Raw genomic sequence first — 12,812 nt, 5'->3', positions numbered from 1 at the left:
GGGCCATTGTACGGGGCGCTACTTGATCATGTCCCAGCTGAGCTTGGCGAGCAGCACCAGCGCCAGCGTCAGGAACAGCCGGCGTATCCAGGTATTGCCACCCTTCAGCGCCAGATGGCTACCGACCTGGGCGCCGGCGATATTGGCGATCGCCATCGGAATCGCATAGCCGAACAGCACCAGCTTGGCCGGGATGAAGAACGCCAACGACGCGAAGTTGGTCGCCAGATTGACGACCTTGGCCGATGCCGACGCGCGCACGAAGTCGAAATGGAAACAGCGCACGAACAGGAAGATCAGGAAGGAGCCGGTGCCGGGGCCGAAGAAGCCGTCGTAGAAGCCGATCGCCATGCCGATCGCCATGCCGATATACAGATCGCGCCGGGTCAGCGGCCGGCCGGCGTCCTCGCCGCCGAACGCCGGCTTGAACCAGGTGTAGGCCAGCATCAGCGCCAGCAGCACCGCCACCATCGGTCGGACCGAGCTGGCCGGCAGCAGGTGGATCGCCCGGGCGCCGAGGTAGGCGCCGACGAAGGCCGCGCCCGCGCTCGGCAGCAGGATGTGCCAGTCGAGCTTCACCTGCCGCGCATAGCGCCACGTCGCCGACAGCGTGCCCATCGCCGCGGCGAGCTTGTTGGTACCCATCAGCATCGCCGGCAGTTCGCGCGGCAGGATGGTGAACAGCCCGGGCACGAGGATCAGCCCGCCGCCGCCGACCGCGGCGTCGATCATCCCGGCGATGAACGCCAGCGGCAGCAGGAACAGCAGTTCTTGGGGCATGGCGGATGCAGACCGAGACTAAAGCCACATTGTGAATAGTTCCGCCTGACACCGGAATGGGGGACTAGCCCTAATCCGGCGTCGCCAGGGGTCGCGCCTCGTCCGCTGCGGGCGGCACCGACGGCGGGGCGAAATGCACGTCCATTTGCGGGAAGGGCATGCCGATGCCCTTCTCGTCGAAACGCTTCTTCAGCCGCAGGTTGAACGCCCGCGCCACCTCCCACTGCGACAGCGGCCGGGTCTTGAAGCGGGCGCGGATGATGATGGCGCTGGCGTCAAAACGATCCAGCCCCTGCACCTCGATCGGCGCCAGCAGCTCGCGCCGCCAGCGGGCTTCGCCGCGCATTTCGGTGCCGACCTCGCGGATCGTGCGCATCACCTGTTCGATATCGGCGTCGTAGCCGACACCGATATCGAACACCGCGTAGGCGAACTCGCGCGCAAAGTTGGTGATGCTGGCGATCTGGCTGAACGGCACCGAGTGGACGGCGCCTTGCGAATCGCGCAGCTTCACCGTGCGTATCGTCAGCCCTTCAACGGTACCGGCATGGCCGCCGACGTCGATGTAGTCGCCAACGGCAATGGTGTCCTCGATCAGAATGAACAGCCCGGTGATCAGGTCCTTGACCAGCGTCTGCGCGCCGAAACCGACCGCGAGGCCGATGACGCCGGCGCCGGCGATCAGCGGCGTCACGTCGATGCCGAGGTTGGCCAGCGACAGGATGGTCGCCACCACCAGAATGGTGCCGAGAATCGCGTTGCGGAACAGCGGCAGGATCGTCCGCGCCCGCGTGCTGGCCGACTTGCCCTTGCGATGGCCGCCGCCCTTCATGCTTTCGTCGATCAGCGTATCGAGCAGTATCCACAGCAGCCAGGCGATCAGCACCGTCAGCACGACGCCGCCGACGATGTCATCCAGCGTGCGCCCACGGATTTTCAGTGCCCCTAGCTCCAGCAGCGACACGCCCCAGATCCTTGCGAACAGCTCGGCAAAGCCGCACCACATCGCCACGAGCAGCAGGTTCCGGCCGAACTGCAGCAAGCGCAACAGATAGGGCGAGCGCCGATGCGGCCTTTTCGGCCCGGCTTCGCTGAAACTGCGCTGCAGGAAGGTTGAAATCAGGAAGGCCACCACCATCAGCACGATGCTCAGCACCGCGCTGTTGAGCGTATTGGTCTGCCGGCCGGCACTGACCAGCGTCTTGAACGCCGACAGCGCACACAGCAGCAGCACCGGCAGGTGCCACAGCGCGGCGACGAACTGCAGCGTCTCGGTCAGTGCCTTGCTGGCGTGGCGGTGCGAATACGGCCGGTTCAGTATCAGGTGGGCGACCGGGCGACGATAAAGGATCACGTAGGCCGCAGTCAGTGCGATAGTCGCCAGATCGGTCAACGAGGCCGCCAGCCCGGCGAGGTTGGGACCGAATTCGATTTTCACCGTCGGGTTGCTGAATGCATCGGCAAAAGCCGCGCACAGGCCGATCAGGAACAGCCAGTGCCGGCCGCGGACGATCAGCACCCGCACCGCCGGCCGGCGCAAACCGGTGGCGCGCAGGGAGAACAGCAGCACGCACAATGCGGCGAACAGCGTGCCGGCCAGCATCCCGTAGGCAAGCAGCATCGCCAGCAGGCTGCCCAGCGCGGTAGCCGGCGCCAGCCGCAGCAGATACAGCGTCATGCCAAAGGCCACCGCCCACGGCGCGATCCGCTGCAGCAGGAACAGCAGCAATTCGCGCGTACGCGGATGCGCCGGCAGTTCGGCCTCGATGCCGAGCCGGCGCCCCACCTGCGTGGCGCTCCAGCTCAGCGCGCAGGCGGTCGCCATCCATACCAGCAGGGTGACGGTGAAATCGACCGGCAGCCGCCACGGGTCGCCCGCCTGCTCGCGGATCCGCAGCCCCAGCTCGTTGGCACTATTGCCAAGCAGCGCCCGCCAGCGCAACAAAGGGCGGAAACCGCTGTCGAACTGGTTGCGTAAGAGATCGAACTGGCTATTGAGCACGCCGAGCAAGCCGTTGTCCTGCACGCTGACCGGCGCCGACGCGGCCACCGCGCTGGCGCTGGTGCGCAAGGCCTTGAGTTCGGTGAGCAGCGCCTCCCGCTGGGATGTGCTTTCCAGCGTGGCGATCACGGTATCCAGCGAGGCAGTCAACGCCGCTGGCGATACCGCCGACGCCGCAGCCGGCTGGGATGCCTTGGTGGCCGGCAACGGCGCGGCCATCGCCAGCATCGGCACAATCAGGCACAGCAACAACAGCCAGTTCAACAGTCGGGCCCGCACAGGCGCTCCTTGCAAGTGTTCGACGGCCGATGATCGCACCGCTTGCCCGTCGGCGATAGCCGGTGAATGCGAATGCGATTCGGCCTCACCTTGATAGAAATCAACAATCGATTTGGTGAAATCATTAAATTAGACGTATCGCCGGCTCGCCGGGATACTTCGTCCATCGCTGCAAGACGCAGCCTACCCGCCTCAATAAAAGGAGTTTAGACATGCTGCAAAACCGTGAAGGTCAACGCGTCCCCAACGTCACTTTCCGCGTCCGCGAAAACAATGAATGGAAGAACGTCACCACCGACGAGCTTTTCAAAGGCAAGACCGTGGCGCTGTTCTCGCTGCCGGGTGCGTTCACCCCGACCTGCTCCTCCACCCACCTGCCGCGTTACAACGAACTCGCACCGGCGTTCAAGGAAAACGGCGTCGACGCCATCCTCTGCGTCTCGGTCAACGATACCTTCGTGATGAACGAATGGGCCAAGGATCAGGAAGCACAGAACATCGTGATGATCCCCGACGGCAACGGCGAGTTCACCGAAGGCATGGGCATGCTGGTCGACAAGGCCGACCTCGGCTTCGGCAAGCGCAGCTGGCGCTATTCGATGCTGGTGAAGGACGGCGTGGTCGAAAAGATGTTCATCGAACCGCAGAAGGAAGGCGATCCGTTTGAAGTGTCGGACGCCGACACCATGCTCGACTACATCAACCCGAAGGCGAAGAAGCCCGATCAGGTCGTCGTGTTCGCCAAGGTCGGCTGCTCGTTCTGCGCCAAGGCCAAGGCATTGCTGACCGAACACGGCTACGACTATGTCGAAGTGCCGCTGGACAACAAGATCCGCGGCAAGGCGCTCGGCGCCGTCTCGGGCTCGATGACCGCGCCGCAGGTGTTCATCAACGGCAAGCTGATCGGCGGCCACGAACAGGTCGAGCGTTTCCTCGCCAAGTAAGGCCCGCGCCCGGGCTTCGACCCGGGCTGCACGCAATACACACGGGCCGGCTTGACCGGCCCTTTTCAATCGCCGGCCCCGATGGCGCGGCCCTAGCCCCATCCGGCACGACGACTGACCTGACCCGAATAATGATAAGGAGCGCTGCATGAATACGATCTCCATCGATATTGCCATCCTCGGTGCCGGTACCGCCGGCCTCGCCGCCTACCGTGCCGCCAAGGCCGCCGGCAAGACCGCGCTGCTGATCGAGGGCGGCCCTTACGGCACCACCTGCGCCCGCGTCGGCTGCATGCCGTCCAAGCTCTTGATCGCCGCCGCCGAAGCCGCACACGAGCTGCGTCACATCGCACCGTTCGGCGTGCGCGTCGACGGCGACATCGTCATCAACGGCCGTGAAGTGATGGACCGGGTCAAGCGCGAACGCGACCGCTTTGTCGGCTTCGTGCTCGAAAGCGTCGACGGCATCCCGGCGTCAGACCGGCTGCGCGGCTATGCCCGCTTCGTCGACAACCTGACGCTGCAGGTCGACGACCACACCACCGTGAAAGCCGGCCGCGTGGTCATCGCCACCGGCTCCAGCCCCAATATCCCGGCACCGTTCAAGGTGTTCGGCGACCGGCTGGTCGTCAACGACGACGTATTCAGCTGGGACACGCTGCCGCGCCGCGTTGCCGTATTCGGCCCCGGCGTGATCGGCCTCGAACTCGGCCAGGCGCTGGCCCGGCTCGGCGTCATCGTCCGCGTCTTCGGCGCCCGTGGCGGCGTCGGCCCGCTCAGCGATCCGGCGATCCGCGACTACGCCCGCAGCGCTTTCCAGCAAGAGTTCTACCTCGATCCGGACGCCAAGATCGAAGCTATGGCACGCGAAGGCGACGAAGCGGTGATCCGCTACGTGAACCTGAAGGGCGAAACCGTCACCGAGCGCTTCGACTACGTGCTCGCGGCCACCGGCCGCAGCCCCAACGTCGCCAGCCTCGGGCTGGAGAACACCGGCCTCGAACTCGATGCCCGCGGTGTGCCGCTGTTCGACCGCGAGACGCTGCAGTGCGGATCAAGCCCGGTATTCATCGCCGGCGACGCCAACAACATCCTGCCGCTGCTGCACGAAGCCGCCGACGAAGGCAAAACCGCCGGCAGCAACGCCGCCAGCTATCCCGACGTCAAACCGGGGCTGCGCCGCGCGCCGATCGGCGTGGTATTCAGCGACCCGCAAATCGCCATGGTCGGCGCCCGCTTCGCCGATCTCGAACCGGGCAGCTTCGTGACCGGCGAAGTCAGTTTCGAGAACCAAGGCCGCAGTCGCGTGATGCTGAAAAACCGCGGGCTGATGCACGTCTACGCCGACAAGGCGACCGGAGCCTTCCTCGGCGCCGAATGGATAGGCCCGCGCGCCGAAAATATCGCCCATACGCTGGCGTGGGCGGTGCAGATGGAGCTGACGGTCGAGCAGATGCTGGAGATGCCGTTCTATCACCCGGTGGTGGAGGAAGGGGTGAGGACGGCGTTGAGGGATGTGGTGGTAAAACTGTAAGAGACATAAATGTCGCATCCCGGATGATAATCTAAGCCCTCGCAGCTGGCGACTTCACTGTGCCCGCCATGCGCTTGCTAAGCTGCGAGCTTCCCTGACGAGGTCAGCCCGATGATCGTCCAACTGCACCAGCGCGCCCGCACCACCCCGGCCATTCGCGCCGAAATCCAGGCGGCGCCGACCAGCATACCCAACACCGAACTGGCACGTCGCTACGGCGTCACCGTGGATACCATTCGCAAGTGGCGCCAACGCCAGGACGTACAGGATCGTTCTCATACGGCGCATCGACTGCAAACCACGCTGACGCCCGCGCAAGAAGCGGTCGCAGTACAACTGCGCCAAACCCTTAAGCTGGGGCTGGATGATTGCTGGTGGTGATCCGCGAGTTCCTGCATCCGACGGTCTCCCGCTCCGGACTGGATCGCTGCCTGCGCCGCCACGGCGTCGGCAGCCTGCATGCGCTCGAACCGACACAGCGGGCGCGCAACAGCAAACCCTTCAAGGATTACGACCCTGGCTTTGTCCATGTCGACGTCAAATACCTGCCGCAAATGCCGGACGAAACCACCCGCCGCTATCTATTCGTCGCCATCGACCGCGCCACCCGCTGGGTGTTCGTGCAGATCAAGCCCAACAAGACCGCTGCAAGCGCGAAGGCATTCCTGGCCGCCTTGGCCAAAGCCATCCCGTTTAAATTGCAGATCCTGTTGACCGACAACGGCAGTGAGTTCACCGATCGCTTGTTCAATAAAACCAAGACCGCCAGCGGCGAGCATGAGTTTGATCGGCTGTGCACAGCGCTGCAGATTGAGCACCGGCTGACCAAACCGCGCCATCCGCAAACCAACGGCATGGTTGAGCGTTTCAACGGCCGGATCAGCGAGGTACTGGCGACGCATCGCTTTGAGTCTGGCGAGGATTTGGCGCAGACGTTGCAGCGCTATGTGTGGCTGTACAACCAGCACTTACCGCAACTGGCCTTGCAACACCGAACGCCGCTGCAGGCGATGAAAGATTGGCAGCAGCGACGGCCGGATTTATTTGTTAAGCGCGTGGTGAATCGTCCGGGACTGGAAAAGTAAGCCGGTGATTATCAAAATGCTGATTTGTGACGTCAACAAAATAAAGGCAAAAGAAAGTGTTTACTAGATAAACGTAAGCATAAAGCCGGTAACACCGGCCTGCGTCACTCTGGCAGAAATTGACATCATCTTGGCATTCGTGCCAAAAATGCTGCTGCCATACTCGGGTTTCACCCTCACCGGATTCCTTTCATGTCCGACGCTCACCGCGGCAATATCCGCACCCTCGCCGTTTGCCAAGGCCTGTATACCGCAGCCATTTCGATCGACCTGACGCTGACCGGCCTCGCCGGTTATGTACTCGCCGCCGACAAGCGTCTGGCGACCTTGCCGTTCACGATCATCATCGTCACCGCCGCGCTGACGGCGCTGGTCGCCGCGTCGCTGCTCAAGAAGCTCGGCCGGCGGCGCGGCTTCGCCATCGGTGCGGCCGCCGGGATGCTCGGCGGGCTGATCTCGGCACTGGCGATGTTCCGCCACGATTTCGTGCTGTTCTGCGTCGGCACCGCCGGCATCGGCGTGTTCCAGGCGTTCGCGCAGTACTACCGGCTGGCGGCGGCCGACGAATCGCAAGGCGACGCCAAGGCGCGGACGATCGCGACGGTGATGACCGGCGGCGTGCTGGCCGCGCTGTTCGGGCCGTTGCTGGCCAAGAGCGCGCAGGGCTGGTTCGCCGCGGTGCCGTTTGCCGGCGCCTACCTGCTCGCGGCGGCACTGGGGCTGGCGTCGCTGCTGCTGTTACTGCGCTACCGCGAATCGCCGGATAACGCCGTCGAAGCGGTTGCGCATGAAGCACCCCGCCCGCTCTCGCTCATCGTGGCGCAGCCGGTGTTCATCGCCGCGATCGCCAACAACCTGATCGCCTACGCGGTGATGGTGTGCCTGATGACGGCGACGCCGCTGGCAATGCTGGCCTGCGGCTTCAACGTGGCCGACGGTGCCGGCGTGATCCAGTGGCACATGCTCGGCATGTTTGCGCCGGCCTTCGTTTCGGGCCGACTGATCACCCGCTTCGGCATGCTGCCGGTCTCGCTGTCGGGCGCGTTGCTGCTCGCCGCCAGCGCGGTGCTCGGCCAGGCGTCGACGTCGCTGCCAGCGTTCTACATCGCGCTGATGCTGCTCGGCGTCGGCTGGAACTTCATGTTCGTCGCCGGCACCACGCTGCTGGCGCAATCGTACCGGCCGAGCGAACGCGCCCGCACACAAGGCGGCAGCGAGTTCGCAACCAGTTGCGCCGCCGCGCTCGGCTCGTTCATCGCCGCGCCGTGGCTGCAGCGCTACGGCTGGGGCGCGCTGAACGCCGCGGTGCTGCCGCTGCTGATCGTCCCGGTGCTGGCGACCTTGTACTGGCGCTTTACCCCGCGTCCCGTCACCGCGGCGGCCTGATCATGGCCCGTCACGTCGTCTTCGTGCTCTATCCCGATGTCAACGTCCTCGACGTCGCCGGGCCGCTCGAGGTGTTCTCGCAGCCGGGGCGCAACGGCTTTGCCGTGCCGGCGCCGTACCGGACCACGCTGGCGTCGATCGCCGGCGGCCCGATCAAGAGTTCGGCCGGCGCCGAGTTCGCGACGGTGAAACTCGATTCGCTCACCGACATCGACACGCTGATCGTTCCCGGCGGCCAACCGAGCGCACCGGCGGTATCAAAGGCGCTGCAGGACTGGGTGCCGCAGGTACGCCGCGTCGCCAGCGTCTGCACCGGCGCGCTGATCCTTGCCGCCGCCGGCGTGCTCGCCGGCCGGCGTGCCACGACGCACTGGCAGTACGCGGCGCAGTTGCAGGTGATCGATCCGAGCATCGCCGTCGATGCCGACGCGATCTACATCAACGACGGCCCGGTCTGGACCTCGGCGGGTATTTCGGCCGGCATCGATCTGGCGCTGGCGCTGGTCGAAGCCGATCTCGGCCACTCGGTGGCAATGCGCATCGCCAGGCAGATGGTCGTTTTCCTCAAGCGCCCGGGCGGCCAGTCGCAGTTCAGCGCCGCGCTGGCGGCGCAAAGCCGCGATACGGGCTTTGCCGAACTGATCGCCTGGATCGCCGACCACCCCGACGCCGATCTGCGCATCGACGCACTCGCGGCAAGGATGAAGATGAGCCCGCGCAGCTTCGCCCGCCATTTCGTCGCCGCCACCGGGCAAACACCGGCGGCGGCGGTCGAATTGCTGCGGCTCGATCGCGCCTGCCACCTGCTGACCGACACCACGCTGCCGCTCAAGCGCGTCGCCCTCGATGCCGGGCTGTCCGATGCGCAAACGCTGCGGCGGGTGTTGCTGCGGCATCGCGGCGTCAATCCGCAGGACTATCGCCAGCGCTTTGGCGGCGGCTGACGCGGCCGGCGCGTGAGCCGGATCACAGCACCCCGGGTAGTAATACCGCAACCTAGACGGTGTAAGGTTTGTCTACCGTCAACAAACACAACAAGGGGTTCGCGATGCAAGGCCTTGCCAGCGCCATCGGTTACAGCCGGCTACAGGCCGTCATCGACGACTTTGTCGCCGCACTGCGCCAGCACCCGTGGTTTGCCACGGTGAACGAGCGCATGCCCGAATTCGACGTACTGCGCCGCCGGCTGCTCGCCTTCTGGCATGCGGTGCTCGATGGCGAAAGTTACCGCCTGCCACCGGCACTGCCGCACTTCGCGGAGGTCGACGACGGCAAGGTCAGCGAATGCGAATGGCGCACCGTCAACGCCCTGTTCACCGAATCGATCGATCGTCATCTGCCACCGCATCTGGCCGAACCGTGGCGGCAACGGCTCGACGTCATCAGCCAATCGCTGCCACTGAGCCAGACCCGCGGCGGCTAGCCGCTCAGCCCCCGCCGATACTGCACCGCCTCGGCCACATGCGCCGCGGCGATCGTCTCTGCGCCGGCCAGATCGGCAATCGTGCGCGCCACCCGCAACACCCGGTGATAGGCCCGCGCCGACAATCCCAAGCGTTCCAGCGCCGTTTGCAACATTACCCGCCCTGCCTCGTCGACGCGGCAATGCAGCTCGATCTCCTTGCCCGCCAACGCCGAGTTCGGCTTGCCCTGTCTCATTACGGCACGCTGGCTGGCATCCTCGCTGCGCAGCCGCACCACGGCACTCGCTTCGCCGTCGGGGGCCGCCAGTAGCGCGGTTTCCGGCAAGGCCGGCACCTCGACGATCAGATCGATGCGGTCCAGCAAGGGCCCGGACAGCCGGCCGCGATAACGCGCCACCTGCTCGGCCGAACAGCGACACCCTTTCTTCGGGTGTCCCAGATAGCCGCAGGGGCACGGGTTCATCGCCGCGACCAGTTGAAACCGCGCCGGAAAACACGCCGAATGCGCGGCGCGAGCGATATGCACCTCGCCGGTTTCCAGCGGCTCGCGCAGCACTTCGAGCACCCGTCGATCGAATTCGGGCAGTTCATCCATGAACAGCACACCGTGATGCGCCAGCGAGATTTCGCCCGGTTGCGGTACGCTGCCACCGCCAACCAGCGCCACCGCCGATGCGGTGTGATGCGGATGCCGAAACGGTCTGACGCCAAAACGGCGCACGTCAAAACCCGCGCGCGACAGCGACTGCACGCTGGCGACATCGATCGCCTCGTCGGCCGACAGCGCCGGCAACAAGCCGGGCAAGCGCTGCGCCAGCATCGATTTTCCGGTGCCCGGCGGGCCGATCAACAACAGCGAATGCCGCCCGGCCGCGGCGACCTCAAGCGCGCGCCGCGCCTGCGCCTGGCCGCGCACATCGGCCAGATCCGGCCCCATCCACGCCTCACCCACCGGCAAGGCCTGCGCCTCGGCCAAGGGCTCGCCGGTGGCGAAATAACGGCAAACCTGCAGCAAATGATCCGCCGCCAGCACGCGGGCGCCGGGGTAAAGCGCCGCTTCCGCCGCACAGCCGGAAGGCACGATCAGCGTGCGCCCGGCCTCGGCAGCCGCACGCGCCAAGGCCAGCGCACCGCGTACCGGGCGCAAATCGCCGGCCAAACCCAGTTCGCCGGCAAATTCATAATCATCAAGCCGGGCCGCCGGAATCTGCTCGCTCGCGGCCAAGAGGCCGATGGCGATCGGCAGATCGAACTGGCCCGACGATTTGGGCAGATCGGCCGGCGCCAGATTCACCGTGATGCGCCGCTGCGGAAACTCGAAGCCCGCCACCGACAACGCCGCGCGCACACGTTCGCGTGCCTCGCGCACTTCGGCATCGGGCAAGCCCACCAGCGTGCACGCCGGCAGGCCATTGGCGAGGTGAACCTCGACGGTCACGGCTTGTGCCGCAAGCCCCAGCAGGGCGCGGCTATGGATCAGGGCGATCGACATGACGAGGTTTCCAATGAGCGGTGCATGACGTCGAATTCAACCGACGGGCGGTACAAGCCGACCGCAAAGCAGCCAAAAAACCGACGAACGGCGGGTTTCGTTATAGTTGATGCTTTCCAGCCCGTCCCAAGTCCTTGTGAGCGCCCAAACCGTCATCGACGAGTTGCCCGATTTCCGCTCGCCGAGCGTGATGTTGCATGCCCTCGTCTATTCGCACCTGCTGCTGCTGCTGCACACCCTGGCCGAGCTGCCACACTGGGTGCACTGGAGCACGCGCGTCACTGGCGCGGCGATCTGGGTCGAGCTGGTGCTGCTGCCGTCACTGGCCATTCTGGCCGGGCTGGCGCCGACACTGGCGCGATTGCCTTACCGATTGGGCGTTTTCATTGTCTGCACCGTCACCGTTGGCTGTGGCTGGATCGGCCGGACGCTGCTGATGCCGATCCAGGCGCAACCCAATGCCCAGTTCGCCCCCGAACTGATGATCCTGCTGTCGACGCTGGGTTTTCTATGGCTGTTGCAAATGCGCCACCGCGCGCTGGTGCCGCGACTGGCCGAAGCAAGGCTGTCGGCACTGCAGGCGCGGATTCGCCCGCACTTCTTCTTCAATAGTCTGAATGCCGTGCTGTCGCTGATCCGCTACGAACCGGCCAAGGCCGAAGAAGCGCTGCAGGACATCGCCGATCTGTTCCGCGTGGTGATGAAGGACAACCGCCGGCTGGCGCGGCTGGTGAGCGAGGTTGAGATCGCCGAGCGCTACCTGAATATCGAAATGATTCGCCTCGGCGACCGACTCAAGGTCGACTGGCAGATCGACGACATGCCCGAAAACGCCGCGGTACCGCCGCTGGTTTTGCAACCACTGCTGGAAAACGCCATCTATTATGGCGTCGAGCCCTTGCTGGAACCGCCACCGATCCAGATCCGTATCACGCAGGCACGTGATCGGGTGCACCTGATCGTGCGCAACGCCTTGCCTGGCAATATGATCAGGGTGCGTGAAGGCAACGGCATGGCACTGGAAAACATCCGCGAAAGATTGCTGCTGCACTTCGATACCGAAGCAAGCCTCACGACAGAAGCCGGCAGCGACTATTATCAAGTACACATCTTGCTGCCCTACCGGGAGATTTTGCATGACGACGCCGCTGCGCCTTTTTCTCGTCGATGACGAACTACCGGCCCTACGCCGGCTGCAGGACGTCCTGGTCGACTGTGCGGACGAATGCCCGCACGAGATTGTCGGTACCGCCACCAATGGCATGTCCGCGCTCAGCCAGCTGAGCGACGCCGACGCCGACGCCGCGATCATCGATATCCAGATGCCGCAAATGAGCGGCATCGAGCTGGCGCGTGAACTGCAATCGCAGGAACACCCGCCGGCGGTGATTTTCGCCACCGCCTTCGAGGAATACGGCGTCGCCGCGTTCGAGGTTCGCGCCATCGATTACCTGCTCAAGCCGATCCGGCGCGAGCGGCTGATCGAAGCACTCAAGCGCGTCGCCCAGGCGCGCCAGGCACGCAGCGAAGCGGCGCCGTCGTCGCACGCGCGCAGCCACTTCAGCGTCACCGAACGCGGCCGACTGCATTTGATCCCGGTGTCCGACGCGCGCTACCTCAAGGCCGAGCAGAAATACATCACGCTCAAGACCCGCGAGCGCGAGTACCTGCTGGAAGACTCGCTGACCCGGCTCGAAGAAGAGTTCGGTAGCCAGTTCGTGCGTATCCATCGTAACTGCCTGATCGCCACCGATGCACTGGCCGGTTTCGAGCGCGCGGCGTCGAATGGCGGTGAAACGCACTGGGTCGCCGTGCTCAAGGATCTGCCCGAGCGGCTCGCGGTCAGTCGACGCCAGCAGCACGTGATCAAGGATTTCAAGAAATAA

Annotated in this window: 10 protein-coding genes and 1 pseudogene; 8 read left to right on the top strand and 3 right to left on the bottom strand. The window is 65.0% G+C overall.

Annotated features, from left to right (window positions below; genetic code table 11):
• Positions 1–18: 18 nt before the first annotated feature.
• Positions 19–780, bottom strand: coding sequence for a sulfite exporter TauE/SafE family protein (locus JLC71_RS13870; RefSeq protein ID WP_200916036.1), 762 nt, complete (start codon positions 778–780; stop codon positions 19–21).
• Between the two features lie 70 nt (positions 781–850).
• A complete protein-coding gene (locus JLC71_RS13865; protein WP_200916035.1) occupies positions 851–3,061 on the bottom strand; it encodes a mechanosensitive ion channel family protein in 2,211 nt (736 codons plus the stop codon).
• Between the two features lie 212 nt (positions 3,062–3,273).
• Between JLC71_RS13865 and JLC71_RS13860 the strand changes: the two genes are divergently transcribed.
• From JLC71_RS13860 to JLC71_RS13835, 6 genes and pseudogenes are all read left to right on the top strand, one after another.
• On the top strand, positions 3,274–4,005 hold the full coding sequence (locus JLC71_RS13860; RefSeq protein WP_200916034.1) for a glutathione peroxidase: 732 nt from the start codon (positions 3,274–3,276) through the stop codon (positions 4,003–4,005).
• Positions 4,006–4,153: 148 nt separating this feature from the next.
• The gene (locus JLC71_RS13855) at positions 4,154–5,539 is read left to right on the top strand and encodes a dihydrolipoyl dehydrogenase (RefSeq protein WP_200916033.1); all 1,386 of its coding nucleotides are present in this window, start codon (positions 4,154–4,156) and stop codon (positions 5,537–5,539) included.
• Positions 5,540–5,650: 111 nt separating this feature from the next.
• A pseudogene (locus JLC71_RS13850) lies at positions 5,651–6,624 on the top strand (IS481 family transposase).
• A 192-nt stretch (positions 6,625–6,816) separates the two neighbouring features.
• Positions 6,817–8,010 carry an MFS transporter gene (locus JLC71_RS13845; RefSeq protein ID WP_200916032.1) on the top strand — a complete coding sequence of 398 codons (1,194 nt, stop codon included), beginning with the start codon at positions 6,817–6,819 and terminating at the stop codon, positions 8,008–8,010.
• Positions 8,011–8,012: 2 nt separating this feature from the next.
• Positions 8,013–8,954: a GlxA family transcriptional regulator gene (locus JLC71_RS13840; protein ID WP_200916031.1), complete on the top strand. Its 942-nt coding sequence runs from the start codon at positions 8,013–8,015 to the stop codon at positions 8,952–8,954.
• Between the two features lie 68 nt (positions 8,955–9,022).
• A complete protein-coding gene (locus JLC71_RS13835; RefSeq protein ID WP_200916030.1) occupies positions 9,023–9,433 on the top strand; it encodes a globin family protein in 411 nt (136 codons plus the stop codon).
• On the opposite strand, the gene JLC71_RS13830 is transcribed toward JLC71_RS13835, so the two are convergent.
• The gene (locus tag JLC71_RS13830) at positions 9,430–10,926 is read right to left on the bottom strand and encodes a YifB family Mg chelatase-like AAA ATPase (RefSeq protein ID WP_200916029.1); all 1,497 of its coding nucleotides are present in this window, start codon (positions 10,924–10,926) and stop codon (positions 9,430–9,432) included. The genes JLC71_RS13835 and JLC71_RS13830 overlap by 4 nt on opposite strands.
• Positions 10,927–11,062: 136 nt before the next feature.
• Here JLC71_RS13830 and JLC71_RS13825 point away from each other — a divergent pair, with 136 nt between their 5' ends.
• Entirely contained in the window at positions 11,063–12,097 is a 1,035-nt protein-coding gene (locus tag JLC71_RS13825) for a sensor histidine kinase (RefSeq protein ID WP_200916028.1), read from the top strand.
• A complete protein-coding gene (locus JLC71_RS13820) occupies positions 12,063–12,812 on the top strand; it encodes a LytR/AlgR family response regulator transcription factor (protein ID WP_200916027.1) in 750 nt (249 codons plus the stop codon). Before JLC71_RS13825 ends, JLC71_RS13820 begins: the two co-directional genes overlap by 35 nt.

The organism is Jeongeupia sp. HS-3 (assembly GCF_015140455.1).
GTDB lineage: Bacteria > Pseudomonadota > Gammaproteobacteria > Burkholderiales > Chitinibacteraceae > Jeongeupia.
This window is presented reverse-complemented; position numbering and strand designations above follow the sequence as displayed.

Coding starts and splice junctions, on each gene's coding strand:
- JLC71_RS13870 (WP_200916036.1), bottom strand. CDS start 780: ATGCCCCAAGAACTGCTGTTCCTGCTGCCGCTGGCGTTCATCGCCGGG.
- JLC71_RS13860 (WP_200916034.1), top strand. CDS start 3,274: ATGCTGCAAAACCGTGAAGGTCAACGCGTCCCCAACGTCACTTTCCGC.
- JLC71_RS13855 (WP_200916033.1), top strand. CDS start 4,154: ATGAATACGATCTCCATCGATATTGCCATCCTCGGTGCCGGTACCGCC.
- JLC71_RS13845 (WP_200916032.1), top strand. CDS start 6,817: ATGTCCGACGCTCACCGCGGCAATATCCGCACCCTCGCCGTTTGCCAA.
- JLC71_RS13840 (WP_200916031.1), top strand. CDS start 8,013: ATGGCCCGTCACGTCGTCTTCGTGCTCTATCCCGATGTCAACGTCCTC.
- JLC71_RS13830 (WP_200916029.1), bottom strand. CDS start 10,926: ATGTCGATCGCCCTGATCCATAGCCGCGCCCTGCTGGGGCTTGCGGCA.
- JLC71_RS13820 (WP_200916027.1), top strand. CDS start 12,063: ATGACGACGCCGCTGCGCCTTTTTCTCGTCGATGACGAACTACCGGCC.